This window comes from Kineococcus vitellinus, assembly GCF_009906315.1.
Taxonomy (GTDB): Bacteria; Actinomycetota; Actinomycetes; order Actinomycetales; family Kineococcaceae; genus Kineococcus; species Kineococcus vitellinus.
Genome location: NZ_JAAALL010000070.1, coordinates 1 through 17,664 on the forward strand (window position 1 = coordinate 1; position 17,664 = coordinate 17,664).

General features: G+C 75.8%; 18 protein-coding genes. 13 read left to right on the forward strand and 5 right to left on the reverse strand.

All coding sequences use genetic code 11. The features are described from left to right. The 3 genes from dprA to whiG form a co-directional block, all read left to right on the forward strand. The coding region (gene dprA / locus GTQ99_RS08675) for a DNA-processing protein DprA (RefSeq protein ID WP_205707075.1) at positions 1–1,135 on the forward strand (1,135 nt) is incomplete at its 5' end. A gap of 99 nt (positions 1,136–1,234) precedes the next feature. Continuing rightward, positions 1,235–2,404: an RtcB family protein gene (locus GTQ99_RS08680; protein ID WP_166615342.1), complete on the forward strand. Its 1,170-nt coding sequence runs from the start codon at positions 1,235–1,237 to the stop codon at positions 2,402–2,404. Between the two features lie 341 nt (positions 2,405–2,745). Beyond that, on the forward strand, positions 2,746–3,609 hold the full coding sequence (gene whiG, locus GTQ99_RS08685; protein WP_166615355.1) for an RNA polymerase sigma factor WhiG: 864 nt from the start codon (positions 2,746–2,748) through the stop codon (positions 3,607–3,609). Positions 3,610–3,617: 8 nt separating this feature from the next. On the opposite strand, the gene GTQ99_RS24945 is transcribed toward whiG, so the two are convergent. Further along, positions 3,618–4,157 (reverse strand): peptidoglycan DD-metalloendopeptidase family protein, encoded by a 540-nt coding sequence (locus GTQ99_RS24945; protein WP_166615343.1) that lies wholly within the window; start codon positions 4,155–4,157, stop codon positions 3,618–3,620. 117 nt (positions 4,158–4,274) lie between these two features. Here GTQ99_RS24945 and GTQ99_RS08695 point away from each other — a divergent pair, with 117 nt between their 5' ends. Next, positions 4,275–4,859 (forward strand): AAA family ATPase, encoded by a 585-nt coding sequence (locus GTQ99_RS08695; RefSeq protein ID WP_205707076.1) that lies wholly within the window; start codon positions 4,275–4,277, stop codon positions 4,857–4,859. Here the strand turns inward: GTQ99_RS08695 and GTQ99_RS26755 are convergent. Together GTQ99_RS26755 and GTQ99_RS08705 are read right to left on the reverse strand one after the other, a co-directional pair. Further along, complete coding sequence (locus GTQ99_RS26755) at positions 4,774–5,187, reverse strand: TraR/DksA family transcriptional regulator (protein ID WP_338074852.1); 414 nt, start codon at positions 5,185–5,187, stop codon at positions 4,774–4,776. The genes GTQ99_RS08695 and GTQ99_RS26755 overlap by 86 nt on opposite strands. A 16-nt stretch (positions 5,188–5,203) precedes the next feature. Then, positions 5,204–6,373 carry a pyridoxal phosphate-dependent aminotransferase gene (locus GTQ99_RS08705; protein ID WP_420814532.1) on the reverse strand — a complete coding sequence of 390 codons (1,170 nt, stop codon included), beginning with the start codon at positions 6,371–6,373 and terminating at the stop codon, positions 5,204–5,206. A 316-nt stretch (positions 6,374–6,689) separates the two neighbouring features. Between GTQ99_RS08705 and rpsB the strand changes: the two genes are divergently transcribed. From rpsB to GTQ99_RS26760, 7 genes are all read left to right on the forward strand, one after another. Next, positions 6,690–7,637, forward strand: coding sequence for a 30S ribosomal protein S2 (gene rpsB, locus GTQ99_RS08710; RefSeq protein ID WP_166615344.1), 948 nt, complete (start codon positions 6,690–6,692; stop codon positions 7,635–7,637). 104 nt (positions 7,638–7,741) lie between these two features. Beyond that, the gene (gene tsf / locus GTQ99_RS08715; protein ID WP_166615345.1) at positions 7,742–8,569 is read left to right on the forward strand and encodes a translation elongation factor Ts; all 828 of its coding nucleotides are present in this window, start codon (positions 7,742–7,744) and stop codon (positions 8,567–8,569) included. Positions 8,570–8,737: 168 nt separating this feature from the next. Continuing rightward, positions 8,738–9,499, forward strand: coding sequence for a UMP kinase (pyrH, locus tag GTQ99_RS08720; RefSeq protein WP_420814531.1), 762 nt, complete (start codon positions 8,738–8,740; stop codon positions 9,497–9,499). 75 nt (positions 9,500–9,574) lie between these two features. Further along, entirely contained in the window at positions 9,575–10,132 is a 558-nt protein-coding gene (gene frr / locus GTQ99_RS08725; protein WP_166615346.1) for a ribosome recycling factor, read from the forward strand. Beyond that, positions 10,129–11,031 (forward strand): phosphatidate cytidylyltransferase, encoded by a 903-nt coding sequence (locus GTQ99_RS08730; protein WP_166615347.1) that lies wholly within the window; start codon positions 10,129–10,131, stop codon positions 11,029–11,031. Before frr ends, GTQ99_RS08730 begins: the two co-directional genes overlap by 4 nt. Positions 11,032–11,074: 43 nt before the next feature. After that, a complete protein-coding gene (gene rlmN, locus GTQ99_RS08735) occupies positions 11,075–12,250 on the forward strand; it encodes a dual-specificity RNA methyltransferase RlmN (RefSeq protein ID WP_166615348.1) in 1,176 nt (391 codons plus the stop codon). Then, on the forward strand, positions 12,247–12,831 hold the full coding sequence (locus GTQ99_RS26760; RefSeq protein ID WP_166615349.1) for a DivIVA domain-containing protein: 585 nt from the start codon (positions 12,247–12,249) through the stop codon (positions 12,829–12,831). Before rlmN ends, GTQ99_RS26760 begins: the two co-directional genes overlap by 4 nt. A 28-nt stretch (positions 12,832–12,859) precedes the next feature. On the opposite strand, the gene GTQ99_RS08745 is transcribed toward GTQ99_RS26760, so the two are convergent. Then, positions 12,860–13,261, reverse strand: coding sequence for a TIGR03618 family F420-dependent PPOX class oxidoreductase (locus GTQ99_RS08745; protein ID WP_166615350.1), 402 nt, complete (start codon positions 13,259–13,261; stop codon positions 12,860–12,862). 152 nt (positions 13,262–13,413) lie between these two features. Here GTQ99_RS08745 and gabT point away from each other — a divergent pair, with 152 nt between their 5' ends. Further along, positions 13,414–14,829 carry a 4-aminobutyrate--2-oxoglutarate transaminase gene (gene gabT, locus GTQ99_RS08750; protein WP_166615351.1) on the forward strand — a complete coding sequence of 472 codons (1,416 nt, stop codon included), beginning with the start codon at positions 13,414–13,416 and terminating at the stop codon, positions 14,827–14,829. A 26-nt stretch (positions 14,830–14,855) separates the two neighbouring features. Beyond that, a complete protein-coding gene (locus GTQ99_RS08755) occupies positions 14,856–16,319 on the forward strand; it encodes an aldehyde dehydrogenase family protein (RefSeq protein ID WP_166615352.1) in 1,464 nt (487 codons plus the stop codon). A gap of 56 nt (positions 16,320–16,375) precedes the next feature. Here the strand turns inward: GTQ99_RS08755 and GTQ99_RS08760 are convergent, their stop codons facing one another. Beyond that, positions 16,376–17,572 (reverse strand): trypsin-like serine peptidase, encoded by a 1,197-nt coding sequence (locus tag GTQ99_RS08760; RefSeq protein WP_166615353.1) that lies wholly within the window; start codon positions 17,570–17,572, stop codon positions 16,376–16,378. Between the last annotated feature and the right edge of the window lie 92 nt (positions 17,573–17,664).

Sequence of the window (17,664 nt, forward strand, 5' to 3'; positions counted from 1 at the left end):
GCCCCCGCCCGCGCTGCGCCCGGCGCTGGAGGACGAGCGGCTGGCCCGCGCGGCCTGGAGCCGGCTGGCCGAGCCCGGGGACGCCGCGGCCGCCCAGCTGGTCGCCGAGGTGGGTGCCGCCCTGGCCCTGGAGGCCGTCGTCACCGGCCGCGGGCCGCAGCGCTGGCGCACCCGGCTGGATCACGTCGACCCGGCCGCCGACCTCGCCGCGGTGCGGGCCGCCGGCGGCCGGCTGCTCGTGCCCGGCGACGAGGAGTGGCCGCAGCAGCTGGCCGACCTGGACCGCGCACCCGCCGCCGGGGGCCGCCCGCTCGGCGCGCCGTTCTGCCTGTGGGTGCGCGGCCCGGCCGACCCGGCCGCCGCGAGCGCGCGCAGCGTCGCCCTCGTCGGCTCGCGGGCGTGCACGGCCTACGGCGAGCACGTCGGCGCCGAGCTGGCCGCCGGGGTGGCCGATCGCGGCTTCGCCGTCGTCAGCGGCGGCGCCTTCGGCATCGACGCCGCCGCCCACCGGGCGGCGCTCGCGGTCGGCGGCACGAGCCTGGCCGTCCTGGCCTGCGGGGTCGACCGCGCCTACCCGCCCGGGAACGCGGCGCTGCTGGCCCGCCTGGCCGAGCGCGGTGCGCTGGTCAGCGAGGTGCCGCCGGGGTCCACCCCGACGCGCTGGCGCTTCCTGGAGCGCAACCGCCTCATCGCCGCGCTCACCGGCGGCACCGTGGTGGTGGAGGCGGCCTGGCGCTCGGGGGCGCTGTCGACGGCCGACCGCGCCGAGCGGCTGCTGCGCCCGGTGGGGGCCGTCCCCGGCCCGGTGACCTCCCCGGCCTCCGCCGGCTGCCACCGGCTGCTGCGCGAGCGCGGGGCGGTCTGCGTGACCGGCGCCGACGAGGTCGCCGAGCTCGTCGGCGCCCTCGACGCCGACGTGCTCGCGCCGCGCACCGCTGAGCGGCGCCCGCTGGACGGCCTGGACCGCGAGGAGCTGCGGGTGGCCGAGTGCCTGCCGCGCCGCGGCGGCGCGGACCTGGAGCGGCTGGCGCGCGACGCCGCCCTGGAGGCCGGTGTCGTCCAGGCGGTCCTGGGCAGGTTGCTGCTGTCGGGGGTGGCCGTGCGCGGCGAGGACGGCTGGCGGCTGGGGGTGTGAGGGAAAACCGTTGGGGCAGCGGACCTCGCGCAGGTAGCGTCGATCCCCGTGCCCGCCGCCGGAACGCGGCCGCGGGACGTGGGCAGGAAGGGGAGAGCCGTGGAGAGGCTGAACGACAAGCTCGTCAACTGGGCGTCCGTCCTGGAGGAGGGGACCCGGCGCCAGGCCGAGCTCGCGTCGACGATGCCGTTCATCCACCCGCACATCGCCCTGATGCCCGACGCCCACCTGGGCAAGGGCGCGACCGTCGGCTCGGTCATCCCCACCGACGGGGCCATCGTCCCCGCCGCCGTCGGGGTCGACATCGGCTGCGGCATGATCGCGCTGCGCACGCAGTTCACCGCCGACGACCTCGCCGGTCGCGAGCTGGCGGTGCTGCGCGAGGCGATCGAGCGCAGCGTCCCGCTGTCCGCGGGGGCGGCCAACCGCCGCGTCTCGGCCACCGCGCAGCCGAGGGTGGAGGAGCTGGAGGCGCTGCACCCCGAGCGCGCGGCGTTCCGCGAGCAGCTGGTGCCCCGCTGGCGGCTGGCGCTGGGGACGCTCGGGTCCGGCAACCACTTCATCGAGGTGTCGGTCGACGAGACCTCGGCGGTCTGGATCTTCCTGCACTCGGGCTCGCGCGGGCCGGGCAACCGGCTGGCGATGCACCACATCCGCATCGCGCAGGACGTCTGCGCCCGCGCCGGGGTGCAGCTGCCCGACCGCGACCTCGCCCACCTCACCGAGGGGACCGCCGAGTTCGACGACTACGTGGCGGACCTGCAGTGGGCCCAGCACTTCGCGCTGCTCAACCGCGAGGAGATGGTGGACCGGGTGGCGCGGCAGCTCTCGGAGTTCCTCGGGACGCCCGTGGTGGAGCGGGAGCGCATCAACTGCCACCACAACTACACCGCCCGCGAGGAGCACTACGGCCGCGAGGTGTGGCTGTCGCGCAAGGGCGCCATCCTCGCCGACGCGGGCCGGCCCGGGCTCGTGCCGGGGTCGATGGGCACCGCCAGCTACGTCGTCGTCGGCAAGGGCAACCGCGAGTCGCTGAACTCCTCCCCGCACGGGGCGGGGCGCGAGTACAGCCGCTCGGCCGCGCGGCGCACCTTCACCCGCGAGCAGCTGCGGGAGGCGATGCGCGGCATCGAGTACCGCGACACCGACGCGTTCCTCGACGAGATCCCGGCCGCCTACAAGGACATCGACCGGGTCATGGCGGACGCCGCCGACCTCGTCGAGGTCCGGCACGTGCTGCACCAGCTCGTCAACGTCAAGGGCGACTGACCGCGCACCCGGCTCGCCGCCGGGCCGCGTCCGGCGCCCGCCCCCCCGGGCCGACCACCCCCGGTCGGCCCGGGGGGTGGGAGCTGACGCTCGTAGCGTACGGGAGTGGCTTGGTGACGCTACGCTGTCAAGGACGCAGATGTACACGCACGTCTCCGTGGAGGCCCGCGGGGATCGCACCACCAGGCCCGTCCCCGGGTCCGGCGGTCGGGGGGAGGACCACTGTGGATGCAGCAGCGGGGCGCGAACGCGCGGCCACCGCGCAGTCGGAGCGCGCCCAGCCCGACCTGCGCGTCGTCGAGGGCGCCGGCGCCACGGCGGGTGCGCCGGTCGCGGACACCGTGGTCGCGGAGCCGGTCGAGGAGGTCCGCCCGGCCGGCCGGCCGCAGGCCAACGCCCGCTTCACCAGCCGCAGGGGTCCCTCCACGCCCGAGCAGGAGGAGGCCGAGGCCGCCCTGCGGGCCATGTGGGAGGACTTCAAGGCCACCGCCGACCCCGTGGTCCGCGAGAAGCTGATCATGCACTACTCGCCGCTGGTCAAGTACGTCGCCGGCCGCGTGGGCGTCGGGCTGCCGCCGAACATCGAGCAGGCCGACCTGGTCTCCTACGGGATCTTCGGCCTCATCGACGCGATCGAGAAGTTCGACATCGAGCGCGCCATCAAGTTCGAGACCTACGCGATCTCCCGCATCCGCGGCGCCATCATCGACGAGCTGCGGGCCATCGACTGGATCCCGCGCTCGGTGCGCAGCAAGGCGCGCGAGGTCGAGCGCACCTACGCCACCCTCGAGGGCGAGCTGCACCGCACCCCCACCGAGGCCGAGGTCGCCGAGCGCATGGGCATCGCGCTGACCGACCTGCACCACATCTTCAGCCAGGTCTCCTACGTCAACGTCGTCGCCCTCGACGAGCTGCTCAGCGTCTCGGGGGAGAAGGGCGACAAGCTCTCCCTCGTCGACACCCTCGAGGACACCAAGGCCGAGGACCCGGTCGCGGCGTTCGAGAGCGAGGAGACGAAGTTCCTGCTCTCGCGGGCCGTCAACCAGCTGCCCGAGCGGGAGAAGATCGTCGTCACCCTCTACTACTACGAGGGCCTGACGCTGGCCGAGATCGGCCGCGTGCTCGGCGTCACCGAGTCGCGCATCTGCCAGATGCACACCAAGGCCGTCCTGCAGCTGCGCGGCAAGCTCTCCGACGCCGGCTGACCCCGGCGTCACGGCCGCCCCAGCGGCAGCAGCACGGGCGCGCCGCCCCGCAGCCGCGCCAGGGGGTCGAGGTAGGCCTCGCCGCGCCGCAGCCCCAGGTGCAGGCAGGGCAGCGCGCAGTGCGCCGGAGCGGCGGCCACCGCCCCCAGCACGCCGGAGCGCTGCACCGCCTGCCCCGCCGCGACGGAGGCCACCACCGGCTCGTAGGTCGTGCGGCTGCCGTCGGCGTGGGCCACGACGACCACGCCGCGCCCCGCCACCGGGCCGGCGAAGGCCACCGACCCGGCGGCCACCGCGAGCACCGGCTGACCCGGCGCCGCTGCCAGGTCGGCCCCGCGGTGACCGGCCGCGTAGCGGCCGACCTCGTCGTAGCCGCGCAGCACCCGCGGGAGCGGGGACAGCGGCCAGCTCCAGCCGGCCGGTGCCGGCGCGGCCGCCGGCGCCGCGTCCCCCGGCGGCGCAGCGGGGGCGGTCGCGAGGACCGCGGCGACCAGCCCGGCGGACAGGCCGGTGGAGAGCGCCGCGAGGGGCCAGGCGGGGGAGGGCACCGCCGCAGCCTGGCCGCCGGCCCCGCGCGGCGCGGTGGGCGGCCGGCGGGGTGTGGACGCGGCACGTCGCGGCGCCGCTGTGCGGACCGCGCGGCGTGCCCGTGCCAGGGTGACCGCGTGCCCGCACCGCCGCCCGCTCCCCTGCTCGTGGTCGTCTGCGGGTTGCCCGGTGCCGGCAAGAGCGCCCTCGCCGACGCCCTCGGCCGGGCGCTGCCCGCGCCGGTGCTGTCCGTCGACCCCGTCGAGGCGGCGCTGTGGCGGGCCGGGGTCGGGCGCGAGCAGCCGACCGGGCTCGCCGCCTACGCCGTCGCCCAGGAGCTCGCCGGGCGGGTCCTCGCCCTCGGCCAGGCGGTCGTGGCCGACGCCGTCAACGACGTGCACGAGGCGCGCGCGGCCTGGGCGGACGTGGCGCGCAGGCACCGCGCCCGCTGCCGCTTCGTGGAGGTGCGCTGCCCCGACGAGCGGCTGCACCGCCGGCGCCTGGAGACCCGCGTGCGCGACCTCGACGGCTTCCCCGAACCGAGCTGGCAGGCGGTGCAGCGCCGCCGCGCGGCCTTCGCGGACTGGACCGGCGAGCGCCTCGTGGCCGACAGCCGGCGCCCGCTGCCCGAGCTCGTCAGCGAGGTCCTGGCCGACCTGGCCCGCCCGAGCGACCCGGCCCGCCCGACCGGCCCCGCGGGGAGCCCGCCGCCGCGCAGCTGACGCACGTCGTCGTCCACGGCCGCGCGGCCAGGCGCTCGGCGGCGATCGGCTGCCCGCAGCGCTCGCAGCGCCCGAAGCCCGGCTCGTCGACGCGGGCCAGGGCGTCGGCCAGCTGCGCCAGCCGCTCGCGGACCTGGGCGAGCACGGCCGCGACCTGCGCCCGCTCGAACGCGGTGGTCGAGCCCTCGGGGTCGTGCTCGTCGTCGGCGGTCCCCTCCGCGGCGACCTCCAGGGCGCTGGCGAGCTCGCGCTCCAGGGCGCCGGCGCGGGCGCGGGCCTCGGCCTGCTCGGCCTCCAGCACCGCGCGCAGCGGGCTCGTCCCGCTCACCGCGCGCACCCCCCGCTCACCGCGGGCGCAGCGCCTGCAACCGCTGCACCGCCTCCTGCAGGACGGCGTCGGACTTGCAGAAGGTGAAGCGCACCAGCGGGCGCACCGCCTGCGCCGCGGGGGAGCCGTCCTCGCAGAAGGCGGACAGCGGGACGCCGACGACCCCGGCGAGCTCGGGCAGCCGCCGGCACAGCGCGGTGCCGTCGTCGTGGCCCAGCGGCCGCGGGTCGGCCACGACGAAGTAGGTGCCCGCCGGCACCGAGACCCCGAAGCCCGCCGAGCGCAGGCCCTCCACCAGCAGGTCCCGGCGGCGCTGCAGGTCGGCGGCCAGGTCCCGGTAGAAGGCGTCGGGCAGCGCCAGCGCCGCCGCCACGGCCGGCTGGAACGGCGCCGCGTTGACGTAGGTGAGGAACTGCTTGACGGTGCGCACGGCCGCCACGAGCTCGGCGGGACCGCTGACCCAGCCGACCTTCCAGCCCGTGACCGAGAACGTCTTGCCCGCCGAGGAGGCGGTGAGCGTGCGCTCGGCCATGCCCGGCAGCGTCGCCACCGGCACGTGCTGCGCGCCCTCGAAGACGAGGTGCTCGTAGACCTCGTCGGTCAGCACGACCGCGTCGGCGGCGACGGCCAGGCGGGCGACCTCGGCGACCTCGGCGGCCGTCAGCACCGTGCCGGTCGGGTTGTGCGGGGTGTTGAGCAGCACCAGCCGGGTGCGCTCGGAGAAGGCCGCCCGCAGCCCGGCCGCGTCCAGGGCGAAGCCGCCGGCCCCGTCGGGGACCAGCGGCACCGAGCGCTGCACCGCGCCGGCGAGGGCGATGACGGCGGCGTAGGAGTCGTAGGCGGGCTCGAGCACGACGACCTCGTCGCCCGGCTCGCAGAGCGCGAGCACGCTCGCGGCGACCGCCTCGGTGGCCCCGGCCGTCACGAGCACCTGCGTGCCCGGGTCCAGGCGCAGGCCGTAGAAGCGCTCCTGGTGGGCGGCGACGGCCTCCAGCAGCGCGCCGACGCCGGTGCCGGGCGGGTACTGGTTGGCGCCGGCCCGGATGGCGGCGACCGCGTCGTCGAGCAGGGAGGCGGGGCCGTCGGCGTCGGGGAAGCCCTGGCCCAGGTTGACCGCGCCCGTGCGCAGGGCCAGGGCGGACATCTCCGCGAACACCGTGGGCCCGAAGCGCCGCATCCGGTGCACGACCGGCGGGCTCCACCGCCCGCCCGGCGCGGGGACCGGCCCGGGGGCCGGGGAGGGGGCGCCGGAGGCGGGCGACGCGCCGCGGTCGAGACCAGTGCTCACGACCCGTAGACTACGAGTGCACCTCGTGCGCGCCGATCCCGGCGCACACGGGTGACACCGCGTCCCCGCGGACTGCGCAGCAGGGCAGCACCCTCTCGGTCCACCCGTTCCCCGGGTGGTCGGGTGCGCCGGGGACCAGGCGCGGCGGGCCGACCGGCCCGCGGCGGTAAACCGATCGGCCCCCGACGCGGGGCCGGCACGAGGAGGACCACCCATGGCCGTCGTGACGATGCGCCAGCTGCTCGAGTCCGGTGTGCACTTCGGGCACCAGACCCGTCGCTGGAACCCGAAGATGAAGCGCTTCCTGTTCACGGAGCGCAACGGCATCTACATCATCGACCTGCAGCAGTCGCTGTCGTTCATCGACCGCGCCTACGACTTCGTCAAGGAGACCGTCGCCCACGGCGGCTCGATCCTGTTCATCGGGACGAAGAAGCAGGCCCAGGAGTCGATCGCCGAGCAGGCCCGCCGCGTCGGGATGCCCTACGTCAACCAGCGCTGGCTGGGCGGCATGCTCACCAACTTCTCCACCGTCTCCAAGCGGCTCACGCGCCTGCGCGAGCTCGAGGAGGTCGACTTCGACGACGTGGCCGGCTCCGGCCTCACGAAGAAGGAGCTCCTCGTCCTGCGCCGCGAGAAGGAGAAGCTGGACAAGACCCTCGGCGGCATCCGCGACATGGCGAAGGTCCCCTCCGCCGTGTGGATCGTGGACACCAACAAGGAGCACCTGGCCGTCGACGAGGCCAAGAAGCTGAACATCCCCGTCGTCGCGATCCTGGACTCCAACTGCGACCCGGACGACGTGGACTACCGCATCCCCGGCAACGACGACGCGATCCGCTCCGTCACGCTGCTGACGCGGGTCATCGCCGACGCCGTCGCCGAGGGCCTGCAGGTCCGCCACGGCCAGCGCACCGAGGCCGGCGCCGGCTCGGACGCCGAGCCGCTGGCCGCCTGGGAGCAGGACCTGCTCGCCGGCAGCGAGAACATCCAGTCCGGCGGCTCCGAGAGCATCGCCACCGCTGAGGGCTCCGACCGCCCCGAGGCCGCCGCGGCCGCCGCCGCGACCGGCCAGGACGCCGAGGCCGTCGCGCTCTCCGGCGACGAGCCCACCGAGTCCGAGGCCCCGTCGCAGACCGTCGGCGCCTCCACCCAGGCCTGACCGGACGGACGCCTGGAGACGCCCCGGGCCGCGAGGCCCGGGGCGTCCGCACGTCCGGCCCAGGACGTCGACCACCGCTTTCGAAGCTGACGAGAGGAACGACCGTGGCTGCGTACACCGCCGCTGACGTCAAGGCGCTGCGCGAGAAGACCGGCGCCGGCATGCTGGACTGCAAGAACGCGCTCGTCGAGGCCGAGGGCGACGTCGAGAAGGCCATCGAGCTGCTGCGCATCAAGGGCCAGAAGGGCGTGGCCAAGCGCGAGGACCGCGACGCCTCGAACGGCCTGGTCGCCGTGCACACCGACGGCGGCCTCGGCGTCATGGTCCAGCTGAACTGCGAGACCGACTTCGTCGCCAAGAGCGAGGGCTTCGTGAGCCTGGCCCAGCAGGTGCTGGACCAGGCCGTGGCCGTGGCCGCCACCGACGCCGAGTCGCTGCTGGCCTCCGACCTGGGCGGCCGCACCGTCCAGCAGCTGCTCGACGAGGCGAACGCCACGATGGGCGAGAAGATCCTCGTCCCGCGCGTGGCGCGCATCGAGGGCACCCACGTGTCCTCCTACCTGCACCGCACCGCGACCGACCTGCCGCCGACCATCGGCGTGCTGGTCGCCCTCGACGCGGCCAACGAGGAGGTCGGCAAGGACGTGGCGATGCACACCGCCGCCATGAGCCCGACCTACCTCGCGCGCGAGGACGTGCCGGCCGAGAAGGTCGAGAGCGAGCGCCGCATCGCCGAGGAGACCGCCCGCGAGGAGAACAAGCCCGAGGCCGCGATGGCGAAGATCGTCGAGGGCCGGGTGAACAGCTTCTTCAAGGACAACGTCCTGCTGGAGCAGCCGTTCGCCAAGGACCCCAAGACGACCATCACCAAGCTGCTGGCCGGGGCCGGGGTGCACGTGACCGCCTTCGCGCGCTTCCGCGCCGGCGCCTGAGACGTCCCGGACGGGGCGGGGGGACCACGGTCCCCCCGCCCCGTCCGCACGTCCGGACCAGTCCGCCACCGGCGGGCACGACCGGCGCGCACCGGGTGCGGCAGACTGCCCCGGGACCTGCGAGCACAGCCACCACCCCCGACACCCCCGACAGCGAGGAGCCCCCGCGTGAGTGAGCCCAGCCTGACCGTCGACCTGGAAGCCGGCACGGTCGAGCCGGCCCCCGCCTACCGGCGGGTCCTGCTGAAGCTGTCGGGGGAGTTCTTCGGCAACGGCCACGTCGGCGTGGACCCCGACGTCATCGCCCAGGTCGCCCGCGAGATCGCCAGCGGGGTCAAGCAGGGGGTGCAGGTCGCCATCGTCGTCGGCGGCGGCAACTTCTTCCGCGGCGCCGAGCTGTCCCAGCGCGGCATGGAGCGCAGCCGCGCCGACTACATGGGCATGCTGGGCACGGTCATGAACGCCCTCGCCCTGCAGGACTTCCTCGAGCAGGCCGGTGTCGACACCCGCGTGCAGACGGCCATCACGATGGGCCAGGTCGCCGAGCCGTACATCCCGCGCCGGGCCATCCGGCACATGGAGAAGAACCGCGTGGTGATCTTCGGCGCCGGCGCCGGCATGCCGTACTTCTCCACCGACACCGTCGCGGCCCAGCGCGCGCTGGAGGTGCGCGCCGACGCCGTCCTCATGGCCAAGAACGGCGTCGACGGCGTCTACACGGGCGACCCGCGCAAGGACCCGACCGCCACGAAGATCGACACGATCAGCTACGCCGAGGCCCTGCGGCAGGGCCTGCGGGTGGTCGACACGACCGCCTTCAGCCTGTGCATGGACAACGGCCTGCCGATGGTCGTCTTCGGCATGGAGGGCCAGGGCGTGGCGCGCGCGCTGCGGGGTGAGAGGATCGGCACGCAGGTGATCGCGGGCTGATCGACGGCTGACCACCAGCCGGCCCGCCACCTCGGGCGGACGAGACGCGCCGGGACGCAGGACGAAGGGACCACCGTGATCGACGACACCCTCCTCGAGGCCGAGGAGAAGATGAGCAAGGCGATCGACGTCGCCAAGGAGGACTTCGGCAGCATCCGCACGGGCCGGGCCAACGCGGCCATGTTCCACAAGATCATGGTCGACTACTACGGTGCCCCGACCCCGCTGCAGCAGCTGGCCTCCTTCCAGATCCCCGAGGCGCGCTCGGTGCTGATCACGCCCTTCGACCGCGGCGCGATGAGCGAGATCGAGAAGGCGCTGCGCAACTCGGACCTGGGCGTCAACCCCGGCAACGACGGCAACGTGATCCGCATCGTGCTGCCGCAGCTGACCGAGGAGCGGCGCAAGGACTACATCAAGCTCGCCCGCACCAAGGCCGAGGACGCGCGCGTCTCGCTGCGCAACGTGCGCCGTCGCGCCAAGGAGGAGCTGGACCGCATCGTCAAGGACGGCGAGGCCGGCGAGGACGAGGTCGGGCGCGCGGAGAAGGAGCTGGAGGCGACGACGAAGAAGTACGTGGACACCGTCGACGAGCTCCTGAAGAACAAGGAAGCGGAACTGCTGGCGGTGTGAACCAGTCGGCACCTGACGCGTCCGCCGGCCCGCAGGCCGGCCCCGGTCCCACGGCGGGCAGGCCCCCGCGGCGGGCGGGCCGCGACCTGCCCGCCGCCATCGGCGTGGGGGTGGGCCTCGGCGCGGTCCTCGTCCTGAGCCTCTTCGTGCGCCGCGAGGCCTTCCTCGTGCTCGCCTCGGCGGCCGTGCTCTACGGCTGCGTCGAGATGGTCCGGGCCTTCCGCGCCCGCCACCTGCGCATCCCCGTGCTGCCGCCGGTGGCGGGGACGCTGGCCATGCTGCCGGGGGCCTACCTGGGCGGCGGGGAGACTCTCTTCGTCGCCTACGTGCTGACGGTGCTCGCCGTGCTGGTGTACCGGCTGGTGTCCTCCGGGGGCGACCACGGCTCACCGCTGGTGGTGCCGGCGGTGCGCGACGTGGCGGCCGGCGTCTTCATCGTCAGCTACGGCCCGCTGCTGGCCGGCTTCGCGATGCTCATGCTCGCGGCCGACGACGGCCCCTGGCGCGTGCTGCTGTTCGTGCTGCTCGTCGTGGGCAGCGACGTCGGCGGCTACGCCGCGGGCGTCTTCTTCGGCCGGCACCCGATGGCGCCGACGGTCAGCCCGAAGAAGTCCTGGGAGGGCACGGCCGGCTCGGTGCTGGTGGGCGCGGTCGCCGGTGCGATCGCCCTGCCGCTGGCGCTGGGCGGCCCGTGGTGGGGCGGTCTGCTCCTCGGCGTGGTGACGGTCGCCGTCGCGGTGCTGGGCGACCTGTCGGAGTCGATGCTCAAGCGCGACCTGGGCATCAAGGACATGGGCACGCTGCTGCCCGGCCACGGCGGGGTCATGGACCGCCTGGACTCGCTGCTGCCGGCGGCTCCCGTGGTGCACCTGCTGCTGCTGTGGCTCGTCGGCCCCTGAGGCGCGCCGCGGGGGTCGCGCACGCCCTTACCATGGAGCCACGATGACTTCTCCACTGGACGCACCCCCGCGCGAGCCGCTGCCGCTGGCCCCTGCCGGCCCCGGCCAGCTCGTCATGTCGGCCCCCCGGCGCGGCAAGCCGCCGCGCCACTTCGCCGACCTCGAGCCCGCCGAGCGCGCGGAGGCGATGGTCGCGCTCGGCGAGAAGCCGTTCCGCGGCAAGCAGCTGGCCACCCAGTGGTTCGAGCGGCTCGAGGACGACCCGGAGCGGATGACGGACCTGCCGGCCGCCAGCCGCGCGCGCATCGCCGAGGCGCTGCTGCCGACGCTGCTGACGCCGGTGCGCACGCTGACCGCCGACAAGGGGAGCACCGTCAAGACGCTGTGGCGCCTGCACGACGGCGCGCTCGTCGAGTCGGTCCTCATGCGCTACAAGAACCGCGACACCCTGTGCATCTCCAGCCAGGCCGGCTGCGGGATGAACTGCCCCTTCTGCGCGACCGGCCAGGCCGGCCTGACGCGCAACCTGTCGACCGCCGAGATCGTCGAGCAGGTCACCGCCGCCTCCCGCGCGCTGGCCCGCGGGGAGGTGGCCGGCGGCCCCGGGCGCGTGTCCAACGTCGTCTTCATGGGCATGGGCGAGGCGCTGGCCAACTACCGGTCGGCCGTCGCCGCCGTGCGCCGGATCACCGCTCCAGCCCCCGACGGCCTGGGCATCTCCGCGCGCGGGGTGACCATGTCGACCGTGGGCCTGGTGCCGGCCATCGACAAGTTCGCCCAGGAGGGCATCGCGGCCACCCTCGCGCTGAGCCTGCACGCCCCCGACGACGAGCTGCGCGACGAGCTGGTGCCGATCAACCGGCGCTGGAAGGTCGCCGAGGCCCTCGACGCCGCGCGGCGCTACTTCGAGGCCACCGGCCGCCGGGTGAGCATCGAGTACGCGCTCATCCGCGACGTCAACGACCAGGCGTGGCGGGCCGACCGCCTCGGCAAGCTGCTCAACGCGCGCGGTCGGGGCTGGGTGCACGTCAACCCCATCCCGCTCAACCCCACGCCCGGCTCCAAGTGGACGGCCAGCGACCCGGCCGTGGAGGACGCCTTCGTCGCCGCCCTCGAGGCGCGGGGCGTGCCGACCACCGTGCGCGACACCCGCGGCAGCGAGATCGACGGCGCCTGCGGGCAGCTGGCCGCCATCGGCCCCGAGCAGCCGCGCGCGTGACGCAGGACGTCGAGGGGCGTCCGGTGGTGCAGCTGCTGGCCGAGCGCCCCCCGCGCACCGGCGCGCTGCGCCGCGGCTACCGGGTCGGCGACGTGGACCTGTTCTTCCGCCACCTCGAGAAGGCGCTGCCCGCCGGCCGCGTCGCCTCGGCCCAGGTGCGCGCCGTCGGCTTCGCCTCCCGGTTCGGCGGCTACGACGTGCCGGCCACCGACGCGCTGCTGTCGGCCCTGGAGGACGCCCTGGCCCGCCGCGAGCGCGAGCGCGCGCTCGCGCAGGAGGACCGGCGCCCCTTCGACGAGCGGCGCGCCGCGCTGGCCGCGGCCGTCGTCGGGCGCCTGGGGGAGAGCGCGGGGGAGCGCTTCCCCCGCGCCCGCGGCCTGCGCCGCGGCTACCGGCCCGCCGACGTCGACGCGCTGTGCGAGCTGCTGGCCCAGCACTTCCGCGGCGGGCCGGCGCTGAGCGCCGACGAGGTGCGCGGTGCCCTCTTCCGCCCGCGCCGGGGCCGGCGCGGCTACCGCGAGGCGCCGGTCGACGCCTTCCTCGACCGGGTCGTGGAGCTGATCGTCACCTTCGGGCGCTGAGCGCCGTCGCGCCCCGCGGCGAGCGGGCTCAGTCCCAGGGCGGCACCGAGCCCAGCACCCGGTCCACGGTGAACGCCACCACCACGCGCGCCGGGTTGGGGCGCGGCGTGCGGTAGCGCAGGGCGTAGCGGCGCTCGGCCTCGGCGACCTCCGCCGCCTGCGCGAGCACCCGGCCCTCGCCCTCCAGCGCTAGCCAGCGCCGGCCGTCGACCTGGGCGACGACGACGCGCGAGCCGCGGCGCACGTGCACGGCCTTGCGCGAGGTCCCCGAGGTGATGACGCGCACCAGGCCCGCCCCGGCCTCGAAGGTGAAGCCCACGGGGACCACGTGCGGGGAGCCGTCGGCGCGCAGCGTGGTCATCGTCGCCAGGTGCCGCTCGATGAGGAAGTCCAGCGCGGCGGCGGGCAGGTCGTGCGGGTCCAGGCTCACACCGGGCACGCTACCCAGCGCCGGCGGCGGGCCCGTCGGCGGCGGCCACCGCCCGCACCCGGCGCCCCGGGTGTCAGCCGTGCACAGCGCCGCGCGGCGCGCAGTGCACGGTGGCACTTCCGGCGGGCGGTGCGCGGGCCTAGCGTCCTCCCATGACCACCCTCGAGGACCGCCCCGGCACCGCACCGCTGGGAGGCCCCGGCCTCCCCCAGGAGATCCGCCTGCGCACCGAGGTCCCGGGACCGGTCTCCCGCGAGCTCGCCGCCCGCCGCACCGGCGCCGTCTCCGCGGCCGTCGGCTCCGCCATGCCCTTCTACGCCGCGGCCGCCGGCGGCGGGGTCGTCGTCGACGTCGACGGCAACTCCTTCGCCGACCTCGGCTCCGGCATCGCCGTGACCACCGTCGGCAACGCCGCCCCGCGCGTGGTCGAGGCCGTCGGCGAGCAGGTCGCCCGCTTCACCCACACCTGCTTCATGATCACGCCGTACGACTCCTACGTCGAGGTCGCCGAGGAGCTCAACCGCGCCACCCCGGGCGAGCACGCCAAGCGCACCGCGCTGTTCACCTCCGGCGCCGAGGCCGTCGAGAACGCCGTCAAGATCGCCCGCGCGCACACCGGCCGCCAGGCCGTCGTCGTCTTCGACCACGCCTACCACGGGCGCACCAACCTCACGATGGCCATGACGGCCAAGAACATGCCCTACAAGAACGGCTTCGGCCCCTTCGCCCCCGAGGTCTACCGCGCCCCGCTGAGCTACCCCTTCCGCGACGGCCTCGACGGCCCCGCGGCCGCCGCCCGCGCCCTCGACGTGATCGAGAAGCAGGTCGGTGCCGCCAACGTGGCCGCGATCGTCGTCGAGCCGATCCAGGGCGAGGGCGGGTTCATCGTCCCCGCCGCCGGGTTCCTGCCCGCGCTCGCCGACTGGGCCCGCGCCCACGGCGTCGTCCTCGTCGCCGACGAGGTGCAGAGCGGCTTCGCCCGCACCGGTGCGATGTTCGCCTGCGAGCACGAGGGGGTCGTGCCCGACCTGGTCACAACCGCCAAGGGCATCGCCGGCGGTCTGCCGCTGTCCGCGGTCACCGGCCGCGCCGAGATCATGGACGCCCCCGTCCCCGGCGGCCTCGGCGGCACCTACGGCGGCAACCCGGCGGCCTGCGCCGCCGCGCTGGCCGCCATGCGCACCGTGCGCGAGGAGGGCCTCGTGGAGCGCGCCGCGCACGTCGGCGACGTCCTGCAGCGCCGGCTGCGCGCCCTCGCCGGGGCCGACCCGCGCGTCGGCGACGTGCGCGGGCGCGGCGCGATGGTCGCCGCCGAGCTCGTGGCCCCCGGCACCACGACCCCCGACGCCGCGCTCGCCAAGCGCGTCGCGGCCGCCGCCGCCCAGCGCGGCGTCATCGTCCTGACCTGCGGCACCGACGGCAACGTCCTGCGGTTCCTGCCGCCGCTGACCATGCCCGACGCGCTGCTGGAGCAGGCGCTCGACGTCCTCGACGCCGTCTTCGCCGACGACCGCGCCGAGCACGGCAGCACCACCGCGGCCAGCACCGCGGTCACCGCCGAAGACTGAGCAGGACCGACAGGGAGGGACGCGCCGTGGACACCCAGCGCGAGAAGGAGCTCATCACCTCGGTGCCGACCGGGCTGTTCGTCGGCGGCGCCTGGCGCCCCGCCGCCGGCGGGAGGACGGTCGACGTCGAGGACCCCGCCACCGGCAGCGTGCTGACGGCCGTGGCCGACGCGGGCGTCGCCGACGGCACCGCGGCCCTGGACGCCGCCGTCGCCGCCGCCCGCGGCTGGGCCCGCACACCCACCCGCCAGCGCGCGGAGGTGCTGCGCCGCGCCTACGAGCTGCTCACGGCCCGCGCCGAGGACTTCGCCCTGCTCATGACGCTGGAGATGGGCAAGCCGCTGGCGGAGGCCAGGGGCGAGGTCGTCTACGGCGCGGAGTTCCTGCGCTGGTTCTCCGAGGAGGCCCCGCGCATCTCCGGCCGCTACGCGCAGAACCCGGTGGGCGGCTCCCGGTTGCTGACCATGAAGCAGCCCGTCGGCCCGGTCCTGGCGATCCTGCCGTGGAACTTCCCGCTGGCCATGGGCACCCGCAAGATCGCGCCGGCGCTGGCCGCCGGCTGCACGATCGTCGTCAAGCCCGCCACCCAGACCCCGCTGACGACGCTGCTGCTGGCGCAGGTCCTGGCCGAGGCGGGCGTGCCCGACGGCGTCGTCAACGTCGTCACGACGACCTCCACGGGGGAGGTGATGGAGCCGCTCATCCGCGACCCGCGGCTGCGCAAGCTCACCTTCACCGGCTCCACCGCCGTCGGCCGCACGCTCGTGGAGCAGTCCGCCCAGCAGCTGCTGCGGGTGTCGATGGAGCTCGGCGGCAACGCGCCGTTCCTCGTCTTCGACGACGCCGACCTGGACGAGGCCGTCGACGGCGCCATGCTGGCGAAGATGCGCAACAGCGGCGAGGCTTGCACGGCCGCCAACCGCTTCTACGTCCAGCGCGGCATCGCCGGCGACTTCTCGCGGGCGCTCGCCGAGCGCATGGGCTCCCTCGTCGTGGGCCGCGGCACCGAGGACGGCGTGCAGGTCGGCCCGCTCATCGACGCCCGCGCCCGCGACGGCGTCGCCCGCCGCGTCGAGGAGGCCGTCGGCGCCGGTGCGCGCGTGCTCGTCGGCGGCTCGGGCGTCGGCGACGCCGGGTACTTCTACGCCCCCACCGTCGTCACCGACGTGCCCGCCGGTGCGCGCCTGCTCACCGAGGAGACCTTCGGGCCGGTCGCGCCCGTCGTCGCCTTCGACACCGAGGAGGAGGGGATCGCGCTGGCCAACGACACCGAGTACGGCCTCATCGGCTACGCCTACACCGAGGGCCTGCAGCGCGGCATGCGGGTGGCCGAGGCCCTGGAGACGGGCATGGTGGGCTTGAACTCCGGCGTCGTCTCCAACGCCGCGGCCCCCTTCGGCGGCGTCAAGGCCAGCGGCTTCGGCCGCGAGGGCGGCGCCGAGGGCATCGAGGAGTACCTGGAGACCAAGTACGTCGGCTTCCCGCTCTGAACGGCGGGGGCGGGTGCGCCGGTCGCGCCCGCCCCTCGCCGGGCCCGTCGTCCGGCTCAGCCGGCGGCGACGGCGGAGGCCTCCGCGTAGACGGCCCGCTCCACCTCGCCCAGGCGCGGGCCGTACAGCACCTCGGGGGCGTCGTTGTAGCTGAAGCTCACCACCGAGGTGACCGTGCCCGCGCCGGTGGCGGGGTCGAAGCCGGACAGCCACGGCCCGCCGCTGGAACCGCCGGCCATGTCGCACAGGGTGGCCTGGTCGGTGGTCGCGTCCGGGTTGGAGGTGGCGTCGGTGAAGCGCCAGCCGGCGCAGTACTTCAGGGTGCTGCCGTCGCTGCCGGCGCCGCGGCCGGGGTAGCCGAAGACGGTGACGCGGTCCAGCGGGCTGTCGAAGGCCAGGTCGAAGGTCCCCACCGCGTCGGCCAGCGTGCTCTGCCCGCGCTTGGCCACGACCGCGAAGCCGACGTCGTGGTTGAGGGCCGCGGCGGTCTTCTGGTCGCCCTCCAGCCACTGCCGGGTGGTGAACAGCCGGGTCGCCGACCAGCGGCCGAACGGCTCCGCCGTGCCGTTCAGGCCCGGGACGAAGACGACGTTGGCCGAGCCGACGCCCCGCTCGCTCACGCAGTGCCCCGCCGTGATGACGACGCTCTCGTTGGGGGAGTCCACGCTGCTGGCCGAGCACTCGTAGGGGATCCCGGCCTGGGTGAAGTACAGCCGCCCCACCTTGGCCGTGACGGGACCGCCGGCCGTCCACGTCGTGCTGCGGCTCACCGCACCGCCGTCGACGACCGAGGCCGTCGAGCGGGGGTCGCGCCCCACCCGTGGCGCGTCGCCGACCGCGAGGGTGGAGCGCCCGTCCGTCCCGGGCGCGCCCGTCGGCGCGGGCGCGGGGACGGGTGCGGGCGTCGAGCCGTCCGCCCCGGCGGCCGCGGCCGCGCCGGCCGCGCCGGGCCCGCCGTCCACCGACTGCCCCGCCGGCCGCGCCGCGGCCATCCGCTCGGGCGTCCAGTACTCCAGCGCGGCCCGCTGGGCGGCCTCGTCCACGCTCGACAGCAGCGCGACGCCGCGCTCGCCGCTCTGGACGGGGACGGCGGTGGCGCCGGGGGCGGCGACCACGGCGAGGGCGGTCGCGGAGGTCAGGGCGAAGGCGCCCACCGCGCCCGCGGCGCTTCGGCGGGACGCCCGGCGGGGGGCGCGGCGTGCGGTCGCGGACATGACGGGGGTGTCCCTCCAGGAGGCGGCGGTGCTGCTCACCGGGCCATCATGACGCGCCGCGCCCGGCGGCCCGACACGGCGGCGGACGCGCCGGGCGGGCGCCGGGTGGGACGCGGCGGCCGGCAGCGGGC

Bases quoted from the DNA above. Each gene is read 5' to 3' on its own strand.
- rpsB (WP_166615344.1), top strand. From the start codon at position 6,690: ATGGCCGTCGTGACGATGCGCCAGCTGCTCGAGTCCGGTGTGCACTTC.
- rlmN (WP_166615348.1), top strand. From the start codon at position 11,075: ATGACTTCTCCACTGGACGCACCCCCGCGCGAGCCGCTGCCGCTGGCC.
- gabT (WP_166615351.1), top strand. From the start codon at position 13,414: ATGACCACCCTCGAGGACCGCCCCGGCACCGCACCGCTGGGAGGCCCC.